Source organism: Saccharopolyspora sp. NPDC050389 (assembly GCF_040655595.1).
Lineage (GTDB): Bacteria > Actinomycetota > Actinomycetes > Mycobacteriales > Pseudonocardiaceae > Saccharopolyspora.
This window is the reverse complement of sequence record NZ_JBFAKG010000002.1, coordinates 171,970-193,305: the sequence shown is the minus strand read 5'-3', so window position 1 is coordinate 193,305 and position 21,336 is coordinate 171,970. Positions and strand designations below refer to the sequence as shown.

Sequence of the window (21,336 nt, the reverse complement as noted above, 5' to 3'; positions counted from 1 at the left end):
CCTTTTTTGCAGCTGTGCTCGGGGGTTCGGGGATCTCCTGCCTTCCGCGTTGCCTGCAGTCGAAGATGCGTGCCGCGGTTCGCCGAACGAGGCGAAGGGTTCGGAGTGGAAGAACTGCTAGGGATGTGGGGCACCCGCGATCGGGCGCGGGTGCCCCACACGCTCAGCCCATGTGGGGGTAGGCGATTCCGGTGGGGGCGTCCCAGGTTTCCTTGATCGCCCGCGGGCTGGTCCAGCGCTGGATGTTCAGCAGCGAACCGGCCTTGTCGTTGGTGCCGGAGGCGCGGCTGCCGCCGAAGGGCTGGCGGGAGACGATCGAGCCGGTGGGCTTGTCGTTGACGTAGAAGTTGCCGGCCGCGCCGCGCAGCTTCTGGTGGGCCAGCTCGATGGCGCTGCGGTCGGTGGCGAACACCGCGCCGGTGAGCGCGTAGGGGCTGGAGGCGTCGACGGTGTCGAGGATCTCGGTGTACTTGGCGTCGTCGTAGACGTGCACGGCGATGATCGGCCCGAAGTACTCGGTGGTGAACACCTCGTCGGTCGGGTCGTCGCAGACCAGCACGGTGGGCTCGACGAAGTAGCCGACCGAGTCGTCGTAGCCGCCGCCGGCGAGGACCTCGATGGAGTCGGTCTTGGCCGCGCGGTCCAGGGCCGCCTTGTGCTTGGCGAAGGCGCGGGCGTCGATGACGGCGCCGCCGAAGTAGGAGAAGTCGGTGACGTCGCCGTAGCGGACGGTGCGGGTGAGGTCGGCCAGCTCGTCGCGCAGGCCGCCTTCCCAGATGGAGCGCGGCACGTAGGCGCGGGAGGCCGCCGAGCACTTCTGGCCCTGGTACTCGAACGCGCCGCGGGCGAACGCCGTGGCCAGCGGGGTCGGGTTGGCCGAGGGGTGGACGACGATGAAGTCCTTGCCGCCTGTCTCGCCGACGATGCGCGGGTAGCTGCCGTAGCCGTCGAGGTTGTCGCCGATGGTGCGCCACAGCTTCTTGAAGGTGGCGGTGGAGCCGGTGAAGTGCAGGCCGGCGAAGCCCGGGTCGGTCAGCGCGACCTCGCTGACGGCCTGGCCGTCACCGGTGACGAGGTTGATCACGCCCGCCGGGAGTCCGGCGGCCTCGAACAGCCGCATGGTGAAGTGCGCGGCGAACTGCTGCGAGGGGGTCGGCTTCCACACCACGGTGTTGCCCATCAGCGCGGGGGCGGTGGGCAGGTTGCCGGCGATGGCGGTGAAGTTGAACGGCGTGATCGCGGTGACGAAGCCGTCCAGCGGGCGGTAGTCCATGCGGTTCCACTCGCCGGGAACCGACCGCGGCTGCTCGGCGATGATCTGCCGCGCGTAGTGGACGTTGAACCGCAGGAAGTCGATGAACTCGCAGGCGGCGTCGATCTCGGCCTGCTGCACCGACTTGGACTGGCCCAGGATGGTGGCGGCGTTGATGGTGTCCCGCCACGGGCCGGCGAGCAGGTCGGCGACGCGCAGCAGCACGGCGGCGCGCTCGTCGAACGACGTCGCGGCCCACGCGGGGGCGGCGTCCTTGGCGGCCTGCACGGCGTCGGCGACGTCGGTGGTGGTGGCCTGCGCGGCGGTGCCCAGCACGTGCTGGTGGTCGTGCGGCTGGACGACGTCGAAGCGCTCACCGCCGCCGAGGCGCTGCACGCCACCGATGGTCTGGGTGAGCTCGATGCGCTCGGACTCCAGCTCCGCGACCCGCTTCTGCAACGACTCCCGCTCCGGCGAGCCGGGCGCGTAGCCCTTGACCGGCTCGTTGTAGGGCACCGGTACCGAAGTGATGGCGTCCATGGCCAATTTCGCCTCCTTGCGAGAGTCGCTGTCTGGGACAAGTGTCCTGTTACTTGGGAGATTAAGGTTTCGTTAGCGCCCCGGGCTTGTCCGTTCGGCTATCGTTGGCAATATCGGATTGTCCGGTTGAACAAGTGGGGTTACTGGGTTGCACGAGGCCGAAATCGCCCCGGCGGTCGACGCGGTGGGCGTCGCCGTGGTCGGAGTGCCATTGCGCCAACTCCTGATCGCGGTCGGCGAGCCGCTGGTCGACGTGCTCGCGGCGCCGCGCGGTTTCGAGGTCGAGGTGCGCGACGTCGTAATTGTCGACCCTGAGGAGGAGTCCGGCAGCGGGCGCAACAGCGACTTCGTGCTGGTCATCGGCGCGCGGGGCCGGGCGGCCGCCAGGCTGGTGCGCGCGGCGGCGCGCGATGGCGCGGCGGCCGTGGCGGTGAAGGTCGACTCCGAATCCGACGCGCGCGCCCTGCGGGACACGGCGATCGACTGCCGGATCGCGCTGCTCGGCGTGCGGCCCGAGGTCCGCTGGGAACGGCTGGAGTCGTTCGCGCGCTCGGCCATCGACAACGCCCGCCTGACCACCGACGCGGACCTGGGCGAGGCGCTGGGCGACCTGTTCTCGCTGGCCCAGACGGTGGCGGCGATGACCGACGGCATCGTCGCGATCGAGGACACCGCGAGCCGGGTGCTCGCCTACTCGCGCTCCGACGACGAGGTCGACGAGCTGCGCCGGCTGTCGATCCTGGGCAGGCAGGGGCCGGAGCCGTACCTGGCGAAGCTCCGGGAATGGGGCGTCTACCAGCGGCTGCGTGCCGGCGAAGACGTCGTGCGGATCGACGAGCGGCCCGACCTGGGCATCCGCAGCCGGATGGCGGTCGGCATCCACGCGGGCACCCAGCCGCTGGGCACGATCTGGGTGCAGGAGGGCAAGCGGCCGCTGTCAGAGCATTCCGAGCGGGCGCTGCTGGGCGCGGCGCGGGTGGCGGCGCTGCAGCTGATCCGGCAGCGCACCGAGGCCACCGCCGGGCCGCGGTTCCGGGAGAACCTGCTGACCGGGCTGCTCGACGGCCTCATCGACGCCCAGTCGGTGGCCGACAACATCGGCGCGGACCCGGCGAAGCCCGCGGTGGTCGTGGTGTTCACGCTGCGCCCGTCGGACTCCAACTCGGACCGCTCCGAACTGGAGCTGCAGCGCGCCGAGATGACCAGCCTGATCTCGGTGCACGCCTCGGCCTACCGCCGCAGCGCGCTGGTCACCACGATCGGTTCGCGGGTGTACGTGCTGCTGCCGGATCTGCCGGAACGCTCGGCGGTGGCGTCGGCGCTGAGCCTGACGCGGGAGATCGTGGCGGCGGCCAAGCAACACCTGCGGGCGCGGGTGCAGGTGGGCGTGGGCTCGGCGGCGCGGACGCTGGACGAGGTGGCGGAGTCGCGCACCGAGGCGGATCGCATCCTCGACGCGATGACCCACGACCTGCGCGCGGAGATCGCGACGATCTCGGACGTCCGGGCGCAGGTCGTGGTCAGCGAGATCCTGACGGTGTTGCAGGGAAACGAGCGCTTCCGCGACTCCCGCCTGGCTGCGCTGCACGAGCACGACGCGGAGCACGGCACCGACCTGGCCCGCTCACTGCTGGCGTACCTGGAGGCGTTCGGCGACGTCCGAGGGGCCAGCGACGGCCTGCACGTCCACCCGAACACCCTGCGCTACCGGGTCCGCCGGGCGGGCGAGATCACGGGCATCGACCTCACCAACCCGACGGAACGCCTGAGCGCCCACCTCCAGCTGCTGTTGTCCCGCAGAGCGGCCCGCCGCTGACGGCTACTCGGTGGCGTCCTTGCGGATATTCGTCACCAGCACGGCGAAATCGTCGTAGGGCTCCGGATCATCGCCGTCGCCGGGCCACCAGTCGTACGCGGTCCACTCGCCGTTCTCCGCGACCTTGTCCGCGTGCAGCAACCAGTAGTTGCCCGCGCCACCGTCGTCGATCGAAACCAGCAGGCAGCGCTCGACCAGCTCGACCCACTCGTCCATGTCGGCCGATTTCCAGGCATCGAGCAGCTCGGGCTCCACGTCGGCGAACCAGCCGAGCTGCTCGGTGTTCAACAGGTCGACGGCGTAGGACATGCTGCTCCAGCCGTTGCTGGCCAGCAGGAAGTTGCGGTAGCTCGGCGGCAGCCGCACCCCGAGCCGCGCTTCGGCGGCGAGGACCGCTTCCTCGCCGGCAGGCTCGTAACCGAGCCACCCGGCCTCGCGCTGGGCCTCGCTCAGCATCCACTTCGCTCTGCCGTCCTCCTCGGCTTCACGCAGGAAAGACGAGGCCAGGAACTCGGAGCTGTGGTCCTGGAGGAATTCGCACCACTCGGCGACGGTCGACGGCGGGGACGGATCCATGAGTGGAACTCCTTCGGCGGTACGTGCGGGTCATTCTCACGGAACCTCAAGGAATTCCGAACGGACTTGCCTTTTCAGGCCCGATCAGTGCCCGTCCGTCCCGGGGCTGCATCGGCCGCATCAGAGCCGGGCTTCGAGCCGCTCTTGCAGGGCTGTGTAGTCGTGCTGTGGGAAGAGCTCGGGGAAGAAGCGCAGCATCGACCGCAGGCTGTTCGCCGTGTGGTGGAAGTCGTCGCCCGCCAGGTTCGCGTCGGTGAACAGGTACTGCCAGCCGAAGGTGCCCTTCGTCAGCGCCAGCGCCGACAGGTATCCCAGGTAGTCCAGGTCCATCTGCAGGGCGCCGATCCGCGCGTCCCACACCCAGATCTCCAGCGGCGTTCGGTTCGGCTCGACGCGGACCGAGGTGATCACTCCGGTGCCCGCGTGCGGGTGGCCGTCGATCTCGCGGAACTGCGCCAGGAATTCGCGCTCGTCGTCCGGTGTTCCCTCCCAGGCCAGCGGCGGAGCGGACTCGAAGAGCGCGGCGTGGAACTGCGGCAACCGGAACTCGCCGCCCAGGTCCGCGAATTCCTCGGTCCCGCGCCAGTGACCGGAGATCCGCCTGAATCTCGGGGCGGATTCGGAGATCGCGGGATCGACCACGACGCCCTCCAGCTCCGGCAGGAGGGCGAACACCTCCATGGCTTCGGCGGCGAGTTCCGCCGCCGACATGCCGTTCTCGCCGACGGCATCGGGCTCCACCACCAAGGCGCCCCGGTGGACGACGATCGCGGGGCATTCCCGGAGTTCGGACAACGTCCGCGCCAGGATCTCCTCGTACTCGGTGGGATTCTTGATGGTGGTGCCGTCGGCGAGCTGCACGCGTTGCTCCTCTTCCCGAAGTGCTCGGCGGGAGAGTACTGAACTCGCGGGTGTCCGATGATCGTTTCCGGGGGATCGCGGGTCAGGCGGCGATGCGTTTGCCTTGGACGTCGGTTTCCACCGCTTCGACGTAGCGGGTCGCGACTTCGGTGGCCGGAATGCCTGGGGTTTCCTCCATGCCCAGCAGGGCAAGGGTTTCGCGGACCCAGCCGGGGCTGACGGCGTTGAGGCGGATGCCGCGCGGGAGCTCGATCGCCGCCGCTTCGACGAAGGCGTCCAGGCCCGCGTTGACCAGCGCTCCGAAGGAACCGCCCGGGGTCGGCTCCCGGAACGTGCCGCTGGTCAGAGTGATGGAACCGCCGTCCCGCAGGTGCTTCAGCGCGCGACGGACCAGGGTGACCTGGCCGAGCAGCTTTCCTTGCAGGCCAAGGGTGAACTCGGCATCGGACGGTTCGGTGAGCGGCATCAGCTGGCCGCTCGCCGCGCAGCAGACGATCGCGTCGACCGGGCCGACCGACTCCAGCAGCGCATCGATGGACTCGGGATCGGCCATGTCGACCCGCAGCGGTCCCCGGCGCGATGCGCGCAGCACCTCGTGCCCGCCGGCTTCCAGCGCACCCGCAACCGCTCCGCCGATGGTCCCCGCCCCGATGACGATCGCCTTCATCGCACTTCTCCTCGTTGTGCTCGGTGGTTTCGGGAACCATCCTGTGCCGCCCGGCGACCCCCACCCAGCCCTCTGCTGCGGGTACATCCACGGTGCCTGCACCTGCCAGGTGGAGGTTCGGCCGCGGCGGGAACGGCATGATGGGAGGCATGGATCAGCGTTCGGAACTGGGCGAATTCCTGCGTTCGCGCCGTGCCCGGATCAGTCCGGAGGAGGCCGGCGTGATCGCCTACGGCGGTCGCCGCCGGGTGCCGGGCCTGCGGCGGGAGGAGCTGGCGCAGCTCGCCGGAGTCAGCGCCGGGTACTACACGCGCCTGGAGCAGGGCCAGAGTCCGAACGCCTCGGATGCGGTGCTCGACGCCGTCGCCCGGGTGCTGCGCCTGGACGAGGACGAACGCGCGCACCTCTACGGGCTGGCGCGGCGAAAGACCAAGGGGAGCAAGCGACCTCGGCCCGAGCGCCTCCGCCCGGCGATCCGCGTCATGATCGAGTCGTTCGGCGACGTCCCGGCGCTCGTGCTGGGCAGGCGCCTCGACGTGCTGGCCTGGAACCGCATGGCGCACGCGCTGCTCGCCGCCCACCTCGACTTCGACGCCCCGCAGCGGCATGCGGACCGCCCCAACTGGGCGCGGCTGTTCTTCCTCGACCCGCACCTGCGCGAGCTGTTCGACGACTGGGCGCAGAAGGCCAAGGACACCGTTGCCGACCTGCGGCTGATCGCGGGGCGGTACCCGGACGACCAGAAGCTCACCGAGCTGGTCGGCGAACTGACGATGCACAGCCCGGAATTCGCCGCGCTGTGGGCGGCGCACCCGGTCAGCGCCTGCGCCCACCACAGCCTGCAGTTCCACCACCCGCTGGTCGGGGAGCTCACCCTCAACGACGAACTGCTGCGCCTCCCGGACGACGAAGGCCAGCGAATCGCGGTGTTCAACGCGGAGCCCGGCTCGTCCTCGGAAGCGGCGCTCAACCTCCTCGCCGACCTGACCGCCGGATCCTCGGGATTCGTGGAAGCACGGCGGCTTGCCGCGCGTGGTTGATCATGCGCAGTGGAGGTTGACAGCGAGGGCGTTTTGCCAGGTGAGTGCTCGTGAGTGCTTTGGACTGCTGTAGAGCCTGTTTCCGAACTCGTCCTGCGTGGCGGTGTGGGTGGCGGAACCTCAGAGGTCTTCTCGCTGTGGGATCCCCGACATCATGAATGACCAATTCACCACGTCGGGGCTGTCCTCGCGAGAAGACCTCTGAGAACCCGCGGCGGTGCCGGTTGCGGGGGTGGGCTAAGCGGCTGCGCCGCTTCAAAGACAAAACGCCCGCGTTACCAGATCCGCACGTCACTACATCCAAAACAGGCTCTACAGCAGTCCAAAACACCCACGAGCCCCGCTTCAGAGCTTGCGGAGGCGGACCCGGTTGATCGAGTGGTCGATGTCCTTGCGGAGCACCAGGGTCGCGCGGGGGCGGGTCGGGAGGATGTTCTCCACCAGGTTCGGCTCGTTGATCGTGCGCCACAGGTGGCCGGCCTCGGCGCGGGCCTCCTCGTCGGAGAGCTCCGAGAAGTGGTGGAAGTGCGAGTCCGGGTTCGCGAACGCCGTGCTGCGCAGCGCCAGGAAGCGGTCGGTGTACCAGCGGGCGATGTGGTCGGTGTGCGCGTCGACGTAGATCGAGAAGTCGAACAGGTCCGACACCGCCAGGCTCGGGCCGGGCTGCAGCACGTTCAGGCCCTCGATGATCAGGATGTCCGGCTTGCGGACCACGTTCCGCTCGCCGGGCAGGATGTCGTAGGCGACGTGCGAGTAGACCGGCGCGGTCACCTCCGGCGCACCGGACTTCACCTCGGTGACGAAGCGCAGCAGCGCCCGCCGGTCGTAGCTCTCCGGGAAGCCCTTGCGGTGCATCAGGCCGCGGCGCACCAGTTCGGCCTTCGAGTGCAGGAAGCCGTCGGTGGTGACCAGGTCGACCCGCGGGTGGTCGGGCCAGCGCGCCAGCAGCGCGCGCAGGATCCGCGCGGTGGTCGACTTGCCGACCGCGACGCTGCCCGCGATGCCGATCACGAACGGCACCTTCGTGCCGCGCGTCTCCTCGCCCAGGAACGTCGTGGTGGTCTCGTGCAGCCGCTGGCGGGCGGCCACCTGGAGGCTGATCAGCCGCGACAGCGGCAGGTAGACGTCGGCGACCTCGGCGAGGTCGACCGGCTCGCCGAGCCCGCGCAGGGCGACGAGCTCGTCCTCGGACAGCGGCAGAGGCAGGGAATCGCGCAGCTCCCGCCACTGCGCGCGGTGCAGCTCGACATACGGGCTCAGTTCGCGAACGCGCGTCACAAGCACCCCTCGGCATTGAGGCCCGGCAGGTAATGAACGCCGCCGGAACACCCGGCGACAATCCGAAACCCTAGGACGCGGAGGGCGCGTGACGCTGTGATCCAGTGCACGCTGAGACACAGCAAACATCCTTGATCGATCGCGAGTTATTCCGCCTTGCGGAGATCTTTTTCCATTGCTGATCAAGAGGTTCCCGTAAACGCCGGAACGCCGGACGACGCGTGGGCGTCGTCCGGCGTTCCGGGTTCCGGTCGTGGACCGGCGTCAACGGCTCACTTCGGAGGCTCGGTGGTGACGGCCTCGTTCAGCTTCGACTTGCGGTAGCCGTAGGCGAAGTAGATCACCAGGCCGATGGCGAACCAGACGGCGAACCGCAGCCAGGTCGCCGGGTCGAGGAACGTGACAAGCCAGATCGAGAACACGATGCCGATGATCGGCACGATCGGCATGCCCGGGCACTTGAAGCCGCGCGGCAGGTCCGGCCGCTTGTAGCGGAGCACGATCACGGCGGCGCACACGATCACGAACGCCAGCAGGATGCCGATGTTGGTCAGCTCCGCGGCCTCGCCGATCGGCAGCAGGCCGGCGATCGCCGCCGAGGCGATGCCGATGAGCCAGGTGAAGCGGCTCGGCACCTGCTTCACCGGGTGGGTCTTGGCGAACCACTGCGGCAGCAGGCCGTCCCGGCTCATCGCGTAGCCCACGCGGGTCACGCCGAGCATGAAGGTGAACAGCACGGTGAGGATGCCCAGGATGGCGCCGACCGCGATGATCGCGCCCAGCACCGGCAGGCCGACGTCGGCGAAGGCCGTGGCGAACGCGCTCTCGCTGCTGATCTGCTGGTACGGGACCATGCCGGTGAGCACCAGACAGGCCAGCACGTAGAGCACCATCGAGATGGCCAGCGAGTACATGATCGCCTTCGGCATGTGCCGCTGCGCGTCCTTGGACTCCTCGGCCGCCGTGCTCATCGCGTCGTAGCCGAACACCGCGAAGAACACCGTCGCCGCTCCGGCGAACGCGCCGCTGATGCCGAACGGGAAGAACGGGTTGTAGTTGCCTGCGTTGATGTGGAAGGCGCCGACGACGATCACGACGAGCACCACGGCGACCTTCAGGTACACCAGCATCGTCTCGAAGCGCGCCGCGCTCTTCATGCCCTGGTTGAGGATGAAGGCGATCAGCAGGCACAGCAGCGCCGCGAACAGGTTGATCTTGTAGCTGCCTTCCGGCGCGGCACCGGCCTCGGTGCCCGGCGCGCCCATCATCCACAGCGGTAGATCGATGTTGAGGAAGCCGAGTAGTTCGTTGAAGTACCCGGAGATGCCGATGGCGACCACCGCGACGATCGCGGTGTACTCCAGCAGCAGGTCCCAGCCGATCAGCCACCCGACGACCTCGCCGAGCACCGCGTAGCCGTAGGTGTAGGCCGAACCGGCCTTGGGGATCATGCCCGCGAACTCGGCGTAGGAGAACGCCGCGGCCGCGCTGGCGATGCCCGCGATCAGGAACGAGATCAGCACGGCGGGCCCGGCCTTCTCGTTGGCCACGGCACCGGCCAGGGAGAAGATGCCGGCGCCGATGATGCCGCCGACACCGATCGCGGTGAGCTGCCACAGGCCCAGCGTTCGCTTGAGCCCGGTGTCGCCGCCGTCCTCGACGATCGAGTCGATCGGCTTGCGGCGGAATATCCCCCGCCCGGGGTGGAGACTTGGTGTGGTCACGGCTTCTCCCGATGCATTTGTTCTCGCGAAACGGTACGTACATGGCGTGATCCGGCCCGGTGGACGTCCCGCGCAACGTCGTCCGTGTCCTGCATCACCAAAGGGTTTGCACGTTGCGGCGAAACCTACGCGTCGACGATGCGCAATCTGATTGTGGGGTCGGATGAGAGTTTCCGGACCCGTTTGGCCGAGTGGACAAATTGGCCGGTGAGGGGCCGAAGCCTGCCTCACAGCGGGGCGTGATCGGTAGCGACCCGTGACCCGCGGGCATCGCGATCGTTAGTGTTCACGCCGGAGTCCACTCGAGGCCAGCCCCGCAGCGGAAGTGAGAGTTGTGATGTCCAGTTACCGCACCGTCGTCGTCGGGACCGACGGCTCGGCGCCCTCGCTGCGCGCGGTGGCCCGCGCCGCCGGGGTCGCCGGCGAATCGACGGCCCGGCTGGTGATCGTCTGCGCCTACTACCCGAGCAGCGCGCGGGAGGTGGAGCACGCGCAGGACGCGCTCGGCGACGAGGCGTTCCAGGTGATCGGTTCGGCGCCGGCCGAGGACACCCTGCGCGAGGCGGCGGACGTCGCCCGCGCGGCGGGCGCGGCGGCGATCGAGACGTCCGCCTCGGTCGGGGCGCCGGTGTCGGTGCTGCTGGCCGCCGCCGAGAAGGAGTCCGCCGAGCTGCTGGTGGTGGGCAGCCGCGGGCTGAACACGTTGAAGGGGCGCATCCTCGGCTCGGTGCCGTCCGAGGTGTGCCGCCGGGCCGATTGCGATGTGCTCGTTGTCCGAACCGCGCGATAAGCCGTCGATGCGCGGCCACGAGGTCGAGGAGACCATTCTCGGCGGGCCCGCGCGCTACACCAAGGCCGAGGTCGCCGCGGCGGCCGGAGTGCCCGTCGCCCGCGCCGAGCAGCTGTGGCAGGCGATGGGCTTCGCGCACGTCGACGACGACGCGGTGGTGTTCACCGACGCCGACATCGCCGCGCTGCGCTCGCTGGTCGAGCTCGTCTCCGCCGAGGTGATCCCGCCCGAGCTGGAGTCGGCGGTGGCGCGGTCGCTGGCGCAGACCATGTCCCGGCTGGCGGAGTGGCAGGTCGGGATCTTCAAGTCGCTGCTGGGCGAGCAGTTCGCGGCGGACGTGGCGACCACGGCGCAGGTCGCCGACGTGATCCTGCCGGTGATGGAGCGAATGCAGGACTACGTGTGGCGGCGGCACCTGGCGGCCACCGCGGCGCGGGAGCTCGCCGAACGCGATCCCGGCGCCGACGAGCGGGTGCAGGTGATCGGCTTCGCCGACATCGTCGGCTACACCCGGTTGATCAGGGACTTCACCGAGCTGGAGCTGGCGCGGCTGATCGACGGCTTCGAGTCGCTGGCCGGCGGCGTGGTCGCGGAGAACTACGGCCGGGTGGTCAAGACGGTCGGCGACGAGGTGCTGTTCGTGACCGACAACGCGGCGGAGGCCGCCGAGATCGCGCTGACGCTGAACGAGGAGATCGCCAAGACCGGCCTGCTGCCGCCGCTGCGGATCGGGCTCGCGATGGGCCCGGTGCTGGCGCGCTTCGGCGACGTCTACGGGTCGACGGTGAACATCGCGAGCCGGCTCACCTCGGTCGCCCGTCCTGCCTCGGTGCTGGTGGACCGGGAGCTGGCGGCCGCGCTGCGGGGACATCCGGAATACCGGCTGATCTCGGTGGGGCCGACCAAGGTGCAGAGTTTCCGCGGCCTGCGGGCCTGGGCGCTGCGCCGATCGGCGTGACGAGCACACGAACGGATGCATTCGATGTGATCTAAATCCTGTTTCGCTTGCATGCGACAAGCAAGTATGCTCGACAGAAGGTCGCTCGGGGTTGATCACCTGGTGTTTTGCGATCTTCGCCGGTCAACGGGGTCATTTCGATCTGGTTGATTTGGCCTTTTTGTCCGCGTTGCGGACGTGTGCGCGCCGCGTAAAGCGGGATGCCTGCGGGCTTGACCGGCAATAGAGTCGGGACATGGCCGATCGGGGAACAGTCGCGGCAGGAAGCCATTCCGACGAAGTATCCGCTCTGGTGGCGCAGTACGGCCGGTTGCCGGCCGACGCGCCGGTGCGCCTGGCGAAACCGACCTCGAACCTGTTCCGGTTCCGCGCGCCGTCGCAGGGGCCGGGGCTGGACGTCGGGCGGTTCAACCGGGTGCTGGAAGTGGATTCAGCCAGCCACACCGCGCAGGTGCAGGGCATGGCGACCTACGAGAGCATCGTCGACGCGCTGCTGCCGTCCGGGCACATCCCATTCGTGGTGCCCCAGCTCAAGACGATCACGTTGGGCGGTGCGGTCGCCGGGCTGGGCATCGAGTCCACCTCGTTCCGCAACGGTCTGCCGCACGAATCCGTGCGGGAGATGGAGATCCTCACCGGCGCCGGTGAGGTCGTCCGCGCCCGCCCGGACAACGAGCACGCCGATCTGTTCCGCGGATTTCCCAACTCCTACGGCACGCTCGGCTACGCGCTGCGGCTGGAGATCGAGCTGGAGCAGGTCAAGCCGTACGTCCGGTTGCGGCACGTGCGCTTCGCCTCGGCGCGGGAATGCGCCACCGCGATCGCCGAGATCTGCCGCGACCGCAGCTTCGACGGGGAGCCCGTCGACTTCCTCGACGGCACCGTGTTCAGCGCCCGCGAGCAGTACCTGACGCTGGGGTCCTATGTGGACAAGGCGCCGTTCGCCAGCGACTACACCGGCCAGCAGGTCTACTACCGGTCCATCCAGCAGCGGCAGGTCGACTACCTGGGCATCCACGACTACCTGTGGCGCTGGGACACCGACTGGTTCTGGTGCTCCCGCGCGCTCGGCGCGCAGCACCCGCTCGTCCGCCGGTTCTGGCCGCAGCAGTACCGCCGCTCCGACGTGTACCGCCGGATCGTGGCCTGGGACCGCCGCCACGCGGTCACCGACCGGATCGCGACGCTGCGCGGCAAGGGGCTCAACGAGCCGGTGATCCAGGACGTGGAGATCCCGGTTGACCGGCTGCCGGAGTTCCTGGAGTTCTTCCACCGCGACATCGGCATCGCTCCCGTCTGGCTGTGCCCCGTGCAGCTGCGCGACGCCAAGGGCTGGCCGCTGTACCCGATGGATCCCGACACGCTTTACGTCAACGTCGGCTTCTGGGCCACGGTGCCGCTGCGGCCCGGCGAGGCGCCGGGCCGGTACAACCGGGCCATCGAGCGCGCGGTGACCGAGCTCGGCGGGCACAAGTCGCTGTACTCCAACTCCTACTTCGAGGAGGCGGAGTTCTGGCAGCTCTACAACCGTCCCGCCTACCAGCAGCTGAAGGAGCGCTACGACCCGAAGGGCCGGCTTCCCGGGCTGTACGAGAAATGCGTGGGGGAAAAGTGAGCAGGAAGGAGATCCGCTGATGGGCTGGGCACAGGTGTTCACGCGCATCCTCGGAAGCGACGTCTCGGTGGAGATCCGCGCGTTCGACGGCAGCCACGCCGGGCGCCCCGGGGCGGACGTGCGCTTGGAAATCCGTTCGCCGCTTGCGCTTTCGCATCTCGCCGCCGCGCCGGGCGAGCTCGGCCTGGCACGCGCCTTCGTCACCGGGGCGATCGAGGTGCACGGCGACATGTACACCGCGCTGGCCGCGTTCCCGGCCGTCGCGCTCAACGACATCTCGCCGAGCCTGCGCCGCGAACTGGCGGTGAAACTGGCCGGATACCGGCTGTGGTGGCCGGTGCGCCCGCCGGCGGTCGAGCACCGCCCGCGCGGTTGGCGGCACTCGAAGCGCCGCGACAGCAAGTCGATCTCGTACCACTACGACGTGTCCAACCGGTTCTACGAATGGGTGCTGGGCCCGTCGATGGCCTACACCTGCGCGGTCTACCCCGAGCAGACGTCCACTTTGGAGGAAGCGCAGTTCACCAAGCACGACCTGGTGGCGCGCAAGCTCGGGCTGCAGGAAGGCATGCGGCTGCTGGACGTCGGCTGCGGCTGGGGCGGCATGGTGATGCACGCGGCCGAGCACTACGGCGTGCGCGCGCTCGGCGTGACACTGTCGCGGCAGCAGGCGCAGTGGGCGCAGAAAGCCATCGCCGAACGCGGCCTGGCGGACCTCGCCGAGGTGCGATACCTGGACTACCGCGACGTCACCGAGACCGGCTTCGACGCGGTCAGCTCGATCGGGCTCACCGAGCACATCGGTCTGGCGCAGCTGCCGGGCTACTTCTCGTTCCTGGCGGGCAAGCTGCGTCCCGGCGGGCGGCTGCTCAACCACTGCATCACCCGGCCGGACGGCAGCCACGGCTCGCGGCCGGGCAAGTTCATCGGCCGCTACGTGTTCCCGGACGGCGAGCTGGAGCCGGTGGGCACGCTGGTGTCGGCGATGAACGACAACGGCTTCGAGGTGCGGCACGAGGAGAACCTCCGGGAGCACTACGCGCTGACGCTTGCCGGTTGGTGCAAGAACCTGGAGGAGCACTGGGACGAGGCGGTCGCGGAGGCCGGCCTCGACCGGGCGCGCGTGTGGCGGCTCTACATGGCGGCCTGCCAGTTGGGCTTCGAGCGCAACATCGTCCAGCTGCACCAGGTCCTCGGCGTCCGCCTGGACGACACCGACGCCCACTACCCGCTGCGCCCGGCCTGGTAAGCGCTCCGTTTCCGCTGGTCAGGGCCCGTGTGTACTTTGTGTCGCCATAGCAGCGCAAAGTACACACGGGCCCTTCCGGGCGTCCGCGATGAGTTCTGCCGCGGTCGCCGGTCTACCCGTCTGCAGCCAGCATGATGGCGACGAGACGGGAGACGGTCATGTACGAGATCAAGCAGAAGATCATCACCAACCTCTGGTTCGACACCGAGGCCGAGGAAGCCGCGCAGCACTACGCCGGCATCTTCGACGGCTCGCGCATCGTGCACGTGCAGCGCTACGGCGACGCGGGGCCGGGCGAGCCGGGAACGGTCATGACCGTGCTGTTCGAGCTGGCCGGGCAGCAGTTCGTGGGCATCAACGGCGGCCCGGAGTTCAAGTTCACCGAGGCGATCTCGCTGGAGGTCCTGTGCGACTCGCAGGACGAGGTGGACCGGCTGTGGGAGCGGCTCGGCGAGGGCGGCGAGCCCGGCCCCTGCGGCTGGCTGAAGGACAAGTACGGCCTGTCCTGGCAGATCGTCCCGCGCCGCCTGTACGAGCTGATCACCGATCAGGACGAGGCCAAGGCCCAGCGCGCGATGAAGGCGATGCTGAGCATGGGCAAGCTCGACATCGCGGCCCTCGAAGCAGCCGCCGAGGGCTGACCCCGCCGATCCGCGCATTCCTCCCCCGAAGTGGTGTTCGCTGCTGGCAAACTGCCGGTGGCCGACACGAGGTGAGGGATGAGCGAGATTTCCGGGGAAGCGCGCGATCTCAGCGACATCGACCTGCTCCGGCGCCGCTGCGAGTTCGACGCGGCGCAACAGGCCGCCGACGCGGCTCTCGCCTTGGCGGACAGCGCCGAACTGCGCGTCCTGCGGGGCCGGGTGGCGCTGGACCGCATCGCCGTCGAAACCGCCTTGGTCGAGTTCGAGCGGGCGCTCGAACTCGACCCGGAATCCGAACGCGCGCACGCCTGGCGCGTCGCCGCGTTGGCACGCAGCTACCGCTACGACGAGGCGCTGGAGTTCGCCGAGTCCGGGCTTGAGCGCTTCCCGGACGGCGTGTTCGTCCGCGTGGCGCTTGGGCGCCTGCTCATGGGGATGGAGCGCCCGAGCGATGCGATGCGGCACCTGGAGAAGGCACTCGCGATCGCTCCGGACGACGTCAACGCCATCGAATGGCGATGCCTGGCAATGCACGCGGTCGGCGAGCTCGACGCCGCCGTGGCGGCTTCGCAGGAAGCGGTGAGCCGGCTCCCTGACGAGGCGGATCTCCTGGAAGCGCTGGCTTACCTGGAGATCGAGCAGCTCCGCTACGAGTCGGCGTTGCGCACCCTGGACCGCGCGCTCGAAGTGGATCCGTGGCATGCGCTCGCGCACGAGCGCAAGATCCTTCTCCTGCGACTGCTGACCAGGTTCGATCAGGCCGAGCAGGCGGCCGCAGAGGCGCTGGCCCGGCTGCCACATTCGCCGGACCTGCTGGTCGAGTATGCCCTGATCGCGGCCCGGCGAGGCCGGGACGAACTGGCCGTCGAGCGCATCGAACGGGCCGTCGTGGTCGCCCCGGACAACCCGGTCATCGCGGACTGGCATGCGACGTTCCTCCGGGACGCGAAACGGCCCGAAGACGCCGAAACCGTGCTCGACGCGGCCCTGGCCGTGAACCCGGAATCGCCCCGGCTGCTCCTGGAACTCGCGTGGCTGCGCACCTCCCAGGACCGGCACGATGAGGCGGTCGAGTTGGCGCGGACCGCGGTGCGGATCGATCCGTACCGGATGTACGCCCGCACCGTGGAGATCGGCGTGCTGCGCGTCGCGGGCCGGTTGGAGGATGCGGAGAAGGCGGCCCGGTCCGCACTGCGGCAGTTCCCCTCCGGCGAAGACATCCGGCTCGATTTGGTCAACGTGCTCAGTTCGCAGGGCCGAAACGAGAAGGCGTTGCAGGAGTGCCTCCGCTTCCTGGACGACAACCCGCACGACGTCGACCTGATCTCCGCCAGGTGCAACCTGCTCGACCGGCTGCGCCGCTACGACGAAGAGCTGGCCGCGGCGCAGGACGCGCAGCGCCGGTTCCCCGACGTACCGGCACTGCGCTACCTGGTAGGCCGGATCCACCGGTCCCGGGCGGACTACGACGCCGCACTCCCATGGGTGGAGCGCACTCTCGACGTGGCGCCTGCCCATGTCGACGCACTGGAATCAAGGGCGTTGATCCTCCGCCTGACCAGGCGGTTCGACCAAGCCGAAGAGGCCGCCCGGGCGGGCTTGCGCAAGGTGCCGACCGCCCCTGAACTGCACGAGGAACTGTCCCTGGCCTTGTCTTGCCAGAGCCGGTACGACGACGCGGTCGCTGCGCTGGAGGACGGCCTCAAGGCATGCGGTGAGACGTGGTACCTGTGCGAGGCACTGATCGCGGAGTACACCCGGCAGGGTCGTCACGTGGAGGCTCTCCAGACAGCCGATCGCGCCTTGCGGCTGGATCCCGGGAACGTGTCGGCCCTGTTGGAGCGCTTCGACGCGCTGATGGAGCTGCGCCGGTTCGACGAGGTCGACGCCCTCGCGGCCCGGCTGGCCGCGGAGTTCGGCGAGGACGAGGACGTCATCCGAAAACTCGGTTGGCGGGAGGTGCTCCTCGGCCGTGTCGATGCGGCGATCGAGTTCTTCCGCCGCAACCGTGGCGGCAACAGTCCGATGGTCGCCCTGCAGGACCAGGTCAAGGCGCTGCGCATCGCCGATCGTTACGACGAGGCCGCCGCGTTGCTGCGCGAGGAGTTGGCGCTGGATCCGGATTCCCGGTTCCTCCTGCTGGAGCTGAGCCGGACGTTCCGCCAGGCCGGCCGGTTTGAGGACGCCCTTCGGCTGGCACGCCGGGCGCAGCGGGCGGAGCCGCACTCCCGGGTCGCGGTGTGGGACGAGATCATCGCCCTGCAGCGGATGCGCTTGGCTGCGGAGGCCGAAGCGGCCACGCTGGCCGCGATCGAGCGGTTCCCCCACGACCTGGACTTCCCGCGGCTGCTGAGCGAGATCTACGCCGACACCAACCGTCCGGACCAGGCACTGTCCTGTTTGGACAAGATTCTGTCGGTCAGCCCGTACAGCTCGGACTTCGTCGTGCTGAAGGCCGGTGTGCTGCGCAAGCAGCGCAGGTACCGCGAAGCGGAGCGCGTCGTGCTCGGTTACCTGCGGCGATATCCCCGTGAACGGACGTTGCTGGTCGAGCTGGGCTGGATCCAGCTCGCGCAACGGCGGTTCACCGAGGCGGAGAAGCACTTTTCAGGGCTGCTCGACGACGTGTTCAGGCCAGGCGAGCGAATCAACCCGCTCCTGGGCTTGGGCTGGGTTGCGTTGCGGGGCAACGACATCCAGAAGGCGCAACGGCATTTCCGGGCCGCGCTGGAACTCGACCCGCGCGACGACGAGAACCGGCTCTCACTGGCCGCCGCGCTGCTGCGCGATGCGGGAACAGCACAGCACGACGAGGTGGAGCGGTTGTGCCTCGGCGTGCTCGAAGACGACCCGTGCGACGACGAGGCGCATGCGCTGCTGGGCGTGCTGAACTTCCGGCGCGGCAACCACGCCGCCGCCGAGCACCACCTGCGCACCGCCGTCGAACTCGTCCCCGGCGGAGGCCCGATCGTCGACCTGGCCGCGCTGTACAGCCAGCTCGGGCGCTTCGACGAGGCCGAGAAGTTGCTGGACCAAGCCGTCGAGCGGGACTGGTACGACGTGCAGGCGCACGTCGAGCTGGGCAACGTCTACCTCCAGCGGGACGTCGACGGCGGAGAGCCGGGGGAGTGGGCCGGGCAGGCGGCGCAGCAGTTCCGGCAGGCGACCGTGCTGGATCCGGGCAACGGGACCGCTGCGATCGGGCTGGCCCGCTCGGTGATGCGGTCCTCCGGTGATCTGGTGAGCGCGGAGGAGCCGCTGCGCTACGCGCTCGACCGGTCGGACTGCGACCTGCCGAAGTGGCGGCTGCAGGTCGAGCTGGCCCGGTTGCTGGTGCAGCGGGGCGACGCGACCGGCAGCGAGGACCTCTACCTGGAGGCGTTGGCGGTCGCCCGCGAGGCGATCGGCTCAGCCTCGGACCAGGCCGAACCGCACTTCGTGGCGGGTGTTGCGGCGTACAAGATCGGAGAGAGCGGCGACGTGCAGCTCTCGTCGCTGCACTTCCGCCGGGCGATGCGCTACCTGCGCCGGGTGGAGAAGTTCGACAGCCGGAACTCCGAGGCGCACCGGCTCCGGGTGCTCGCGCAGCAGCGCATCCGGCGGGCCCGCTCCAGCGTGGTCGGCAGCACCGCGCTGATCACCGTGTCGCTGGTGATGCTGGCCCTGCTCTGGAGCGCGTTCTTCCTGCGGTACCAGGTGCCGACCGTGCTGCTCGGCACCTTGACGCCGGTGCTCGTCGCGATGGTGGCGATCGGTTTCCTGCTGCCGCTGCTGGTCCGGCTGAAGCTGCCCGGCGGCCTGGAAGCCGATCTTTCCGCGAGCCTGCACCAGGTTTCCTCCGGCCCGACCGGCGAGGTCACCCTCGGTTCCGGGCGCTACGGGAGCCGGCCCAACGAGCAGGCGCGGTCCCGCCCGGCATCGCTGAGCGAAGGCCCGCGCGGCGAGCTCTCCGGCCGCAGCTGACTACTCCAGGTCCTCCAGGGTCAGGGGCGGGACGAAGTCGCCGATGCGGCTGCGGATCCAGAACGCGCCCGTTTCGCGGTGCTCGGCGCGGGTCGCGAAGCGGTAGCGGTAGAACTGCGCCCGGACCAGCCGCGGCGGCGACTCCGGGAACGGGTTGTGCCGCAGCAGGCGTAGCACGTGCTCTTCGTTGCGCAGCAACGCTTTCACCAGGTTCGGTAGCCAGGACCGGCCGTAGCTGGGAGAGATCGCGAGGAACCACATCAGCCAGTCCAGGCGGAGGTGGTAGGGCGCGACCTGCGGCGGCCGCCGGTGCGGGTCGCCGGGCTTGCCCTTGAACTCGTACGCCAGCCACTCGCCGTCCGCGTCGGCCGCGCCCTCGATGATCACCTCGTAGCGGGTTCGCGTGACGCTGCCGAAGGCGCCGTAGGTGTTGCCCAGGTGCAGCCGGTTGAAGCTGCGGTTCATCACCTGTCGCCGCCCCAGCATGTTCCGCACCGGCCAGTAGCTGAGCACCACGAACACCACCGTCACGACGAGCACCGCGGCGACGAACCACGGCGGCGGCGCGGCCAGCGGCGGCGGTTCCGGCGTCACCCAGCGCAGCAGCCACGAGCCCATCGCCGAGAAGGCCAGCGTGATGGTCAGCCAGTTCAGCCAGGCGAAGTTGCCGCTGAGCATCAGCCAGCCCTGCGTGACCACGACGATCAGGGCGGCGATGGTGGCGGCCGGCTGCGGCGCGAACAGCACGAACGGCACCACCAGCTGCGTGCCGTGGTTTGCCGCGACCTCGACCTTGTGCAGCGGGCGCGGCAACCAGTGGAACCAGCGGCTGAGCGGGCCGGGCATCGGCTGCGTCTCGTGGTGGTAGTACAGCGCCGTGAAGTCCCGCCAGCAGGAGTCGCCGCGCAGCTTGATCAGCCCGGCGCCGAACTCCACGCGGAACAGCAGCCAGGTGAGCAGCCACAGCACCGGCGCGGGCGGCGCGACCGACCCGGGCCCGAGGAAGATCGCCAGGAATCCGGCCTCCAGCAGCAGCGATTCCCAGCCGAACGAGTACCAGACCTGCCCGACGTTGGCGATCGACAGGTACAGCAGCCACAACACCAGCCACAGCACGATCCACGCCCACAGCGGCGCGAAGTCGACGACCAGCGCCAGCAAGCTGCCGACGATCCCGGCCCAGCAGACGCCCGCGAAGAACCGGTCGGAATAGCGCAGGTGGAACAGGCTCGGCGCGCCGCGGAACGGGACGCGCGCCAGGAACCGGGGGATCGGCGTGAGGCCGCGTTCGCCCAGCAGGCCCCGGAACTGGCGCAGCGCGCAGGCGAAACCCACCAGGTATCCGACCGCGAGCAGATGCTGCACCGCGAACCGCGCGGCCCAGTAGTCGGGCGCCGAAAACCAGTCCCACATCCTCCCCACCATCCCTGCCGGTGGACGGCTCCTAGAATCTCGTACCGACGGTGTGGAGGCGAGCTTGCTGGACGATGTGGTGGCGGTGCTGGCCTGTCCGCACTGCGGTGCGGACCTGGACCGGGCCGGCAACAGCCTGCGCTGCGCGGCGAACCACGTGTTCGACATCGCGCGCCAGGGCTACGTGAGCCTGCTGCCGGGCGGCACGAAGGTCGTCGGCGACACGGCGGCGATGGTCGCGGCGCGAGCGGAGTTCCTCGAAGCGGGCCATTACGCCCCGATCGCGGACGCGGTGGCGTCGGCGGTGGCCTCGGTCGATGGCTGCGTCGTGGACATCGGCGCCGGTACCGGCTACTACCTCGCGCGGGCCCTGGCGGATTCGGACCGTCTTGGGGTCGCTCTGGACGTCTCCAAGTACGCCTGCCGTCGCGCCGCCAAGGCGCACCCGCGCATGGGCGCTGCGGTGGCCGACGCGTGGCAAACGCTGCCGGTGCGCAGCGGCGCGGCGTCGGCGGTGCTGAACGTTTTCGCACCGCGCAACGCGGCGGAGATGCACCGGGTGCTGCGCCCCGGCGGCGAGCTGGTGGTGGTCGTCCCGAACCCGGGCCACCTCGGGGAGCTCGTCTCGGCGCTCGGCCTCCTCAACGTCGACGAGCGCAAACAAGAGCGGCTGACCGAACAACTGGCCGACCACTTCGACCTGCTGTCGCAGCAGACCTGCGAGTTCAGCCTGTCGCTGACCCAGGAGGAGGCGGAGTCAGTGGTGGCGATGGGCCCCAGCGCCTGGCACGCCGACCCCGAAGACCTCCGCGCCCGCATCGCCCCCCTGCCGAAGCCGGTCACACCGATGGCTTCGGTCGCAGTGGCGGTGTATCGGCGCCGAGGGTGAAGACCCGTGCGTGTTTTGGGGCGGCTATAAGCCCCAAAAAAAACACACCGCAAAACAAACA

At 69.4% G+C, this 21,336-nt stretch carries 16 protein-coding genes; 9 read left to right on the top strand and 7 right to left on the bottom strand.

Translation table 11 applies throughout. The annotated features are described in order from the left end of the window. Positions 1-163: 163 nt before the first annotated feature. The gene (gene pruA, locus AB0I53_RS02250; protein WP_358595097.1) at positions 164-1,792 is read right to left on the bottom strand and encodes an L-glutamate gamma-semialdehyde dehydrogenase; all 1,629 of its coding nucleotides are present in this window, start codon (positions 1,790-1,792) and stop codon (positions 164-166) included. A gap of 205 nt (positions 1,793-1,997) precedes the next feature. Here pruA and AB0I53_RS02245 point away from each other — a divergent pair, with 205 nt between their 5' ends. After that, entirely contained in the window at positions 1,998-3,608 is a 1,611-nt protein-coding gene (locus AB0I53_RS02245) for a helix-turn-helix domain-containing protein (RefSeq protein ID WP_358595234.1), read from the top strand. 3 nt (positions 3,609-3,611) lie between these two features. On the opposite strand, the gene AB0I53_RS02240 is transcribed toward AB0I53_RS02245, so the two are convergent. The 3 genes from AB0I53_RS02240 to AB0I53_RS02230 all read right to left on the bottom strand — a co-directional run bounded on the left by AB0I53_RS02240 (position 3,612) and on the right by AB0I53_RS02230 (position 5,712). Next, positions 3,612-4,184 carry an SMI1/KNR4 family protein gene (locus tag AB0I53_RS02240; protein ID WP_358595094.1) on the bottom strand — a complete coding sequence of 191 codons (573 nt, stop codon included), beginning with the start codon at positions 4,182-4,184 and terminating at the stop codon, positions 3,612-3,614. 120 nt (positions 4,185-4,304) lie between these two features. Beyond that, entirely contained in the window at positions 4,305-5,045 is a 741-nt protein-coding gene (locus AB0I53_RS02235) for a hypothetical protein (protein ID WP_358595091.1), read from the bottom strand. Positions 5,046-5,127: 82 nt separating this feature from the next. Next, entirely contained in the window at positions 5,128-5,712 is a 585-nt protein-coding gene (locus AB0I53_RS02230) for a short chain dehydrogenase (protein WP_358595088.1), read from the bottom strand. A 149-nt stretch (positions 5,713-5,861) separates the two neighbouring features. On the opposite strand from AB0I53_RS02230, the gene AB0I53_RS02225 reads away from it, so the two are divergent. Beyond that, entirely contained in the window at positions 5,862-6,752 is an 891-nt protein-coding gene (locus AB0I53_RS02225) for a helix-turn-helix transcriptional regulator (RefSeq protein WP_358595085.1), read from the top strand. 345 nt (positions 6,753-7,097) lie between these two features. Here AB0I53_RS02225 and coaA read toward each other — a convergent pair whose 3' ends face one another. Both coaA and AB0I53_RS02215 read right to left on the bottom strand, forming a co-directional pair. Next, positions 7,098-8,030, bottom strand: a complete 933-nt coding sequence (coaA, locus tag AB0I53_RS02220; protein ID WP_358595082.1) for a type I pantothenate kinase — start codon at positions 8,028-8,030, stop codon at positions 7,098-7,100. 272 nt (positions 8,031-8,302) lie between these two features. Continuing rightward, positions 8,303-9,754 carry an amino acid permease gene (locus tag AB0I53_RS02215; protein WP_358595079.1) on the bottom strand — a complete coding sequence of 484 codons (1,452 nt, stop codon included), beginning with the start codon at positions 9,752-9,754 and terminating at the stop codon, positions 8,303-8,305. A 337-nt stretch (positions 9,755-10,091) separates the two neighbouring features. Here AB0I53_RS02215 and AB0I53_RS02210 point away from each other — a divergent pair, with 337 nt between their 5' ends. From AB0I53_RS02210 to AB0I53_RS02185, 6 genes are all read left to right on the top strand, one after another. After that, entirely contained in the window at positions 10,092-10,544 is a 453-nt protein-coding gene (locus AB0I53_RS02210) for a universal stress protein (protein ID WP_358595076.1), read from the top strand. Next, positions 10,525-11,502 carry an adenylate/guanylate cyclase domain-containing protein gene (locus AB0I53_RS02205; RefSeq protein WP_358595073.1) on the top strand — a complete coding sequence of 326 codons (978 nt, stop codon included), beginning with the start codon at positions 10,525-10,527 and terminating at the stop codon, positions 11,500-11,502. Before AB0I53_RS02210 ends, AB0I53_RS02205 begins: the two co-directional genes overlap by 20 nt. A gap of 235 nt (positions 11,503-11,737) precedes the next feature. After that, positions 11,738-13,117: an FAD-binding oxidoreductase gene (locus AB0I53_RS02200; protein ID WP_358595070.1), complete on the top strand. Its 1,380-nt coding sequence runs from the start codon at positions 11,738-11,740 to the stop codon at positions 13,115-13,117. A gap of 19 nt (positions 13,118-13,136) precedes the next feature. Then, positions 13,137-14,366, top strand: a complete 1,230-nt coding sequence (locus tag AB0I53_RS02195) for a cyclopropane-fatty-acyl-phospholipid synthase family protein (RefSeq protein WP_358595067.1) — start codon at positions 13,137-13,139, stop codon at positions 14,364-14,366. Between the two features lie 158 nt (positions 14,367-14,524). Beyond that, a complete protein-coding gene (locus tag AB0I53_RS02190; RefSeq protein ID WP_358595065.1) occupies positions 14,525-15,007 on the top strand; it encodes a VOC family protein in 483 nt (160 codons plus the stop codon). Positions 15,008-15,085: 78 nt separating this feature from the next. Further along, on the top strand, positions 15,086-18,973 hold the full coding sequence (locus AB0I53_RS02185; protein WP_358595062.1) for a tetratricopeptide repeat protein: 3,888 nt from the start codon (positions 15,086-15,088) through the stop codon (positions 18,971-18,973). Here the strand turns inward: AB0I53_RS02185 and AB0I53_RS02180 are convergent, their stop codons facing one another. Further along, on the bottom strand, positions 18,974-20,386 hold the full coding sequence (locus tag AB0I53_RS02180; RefSeq protein ID WP_358595059.1) for a lipase maturation factor family protein: 1,413 nt from the start codon (positions 20,384-20,386) through the stop codon (positions 18,974-18,976). It lies immediately after the preceding gene. A gap of 64 nt (positions 20,387-20,450) precedes the next feature. Here AB0I53_RS02180 and AB0I53_RS02175 point away from each other — a divergent pair, with 64 nt between their 5' ends. Further along, the gene (locus AB0I53_RS02175; RefSeq protein WP_358595056.1) at positions 20,451-21,275 is read left to right on the top strand and encodes a putative RNA methyltransferase; all 825 of its coding nucleotides are present in this window, start codon (positions 20,451-20,453) and stop codon (positions 21,273-21,275) included. The last annotated feature ends 61 nt before the right edge of the window (positions 21,276-21,336 follow it).

Coding starts and splice junctions, on each gene's coding strand:
- AB0I53_RS02200 (WP_358595070.1), top strand. CDS start 11,738: ATGGCCGATCGGGGAACAGTCGCGGCAGGAAGCCATTCCGACGAAGTA.
- AB0I53_RS02180 (WP_358595059.1), bottom strand. CDS start 20,386: ATGTGGGACTGGTTTTCGGCGCCCGACTACTGGGCCGCGCGGTTCGCG.
- AB0I53_RS02185 (WP_358595062.1), top strand. CDS start 15,086: ATGAGCGAGATTTCCGGGGAAGCGCGCGATCTCAGCGACATCGACCTG.
- pruA (WP_358595097.1), bottom strand. CDS start 1,792: ATGGACGCCATCACTTCGGTACCGGTGCCCTACAACGAGCCGGTCAAG.
- AB0I53_RS02240 (WP_358595094.1), bottom strand. CDS start 4,184: ATGGATCCGTCCCCGCCGTCGACCGTCGCCGAGTGGTGCGAATTCCTC.
- AB0I53_RS02195 (WP_358595067.1), top strand. CDS start 13,137: ATGGGCTGGGCACAGGTGTTCACGCGCATCCTCGGAAGCGACGTCTCG.
- AB0I53_RS02190 (WP_358595065.1), top strand. CDS start 14,525: ATGTACGAGATCAAGCAGAAGATCATCACCAACCTCTGGTTCGACACC.
- AB0I53_RS02230 (WP_358595088.1), bottom strand. CDS start 5,712: ATGAAGGCGATCGTCATCGGGGCGGGGACCATCGGCGGAGCGGTTGCG.
- AB0I53_RS02210 (WP_358595076.1), top strand. CDS start 10,092: ATGTCCAGTTACCGCACCGTCGTCGTCGGGACCGACGGCTCGGCGCCC.
- AB0I53_RS02225 (WP_358595085.1), top strand. CDS start 5,862: ATGGATCAGCGTTCGGAACTGGGCGAATTCCTGCGTTCGCGCCGTGCC.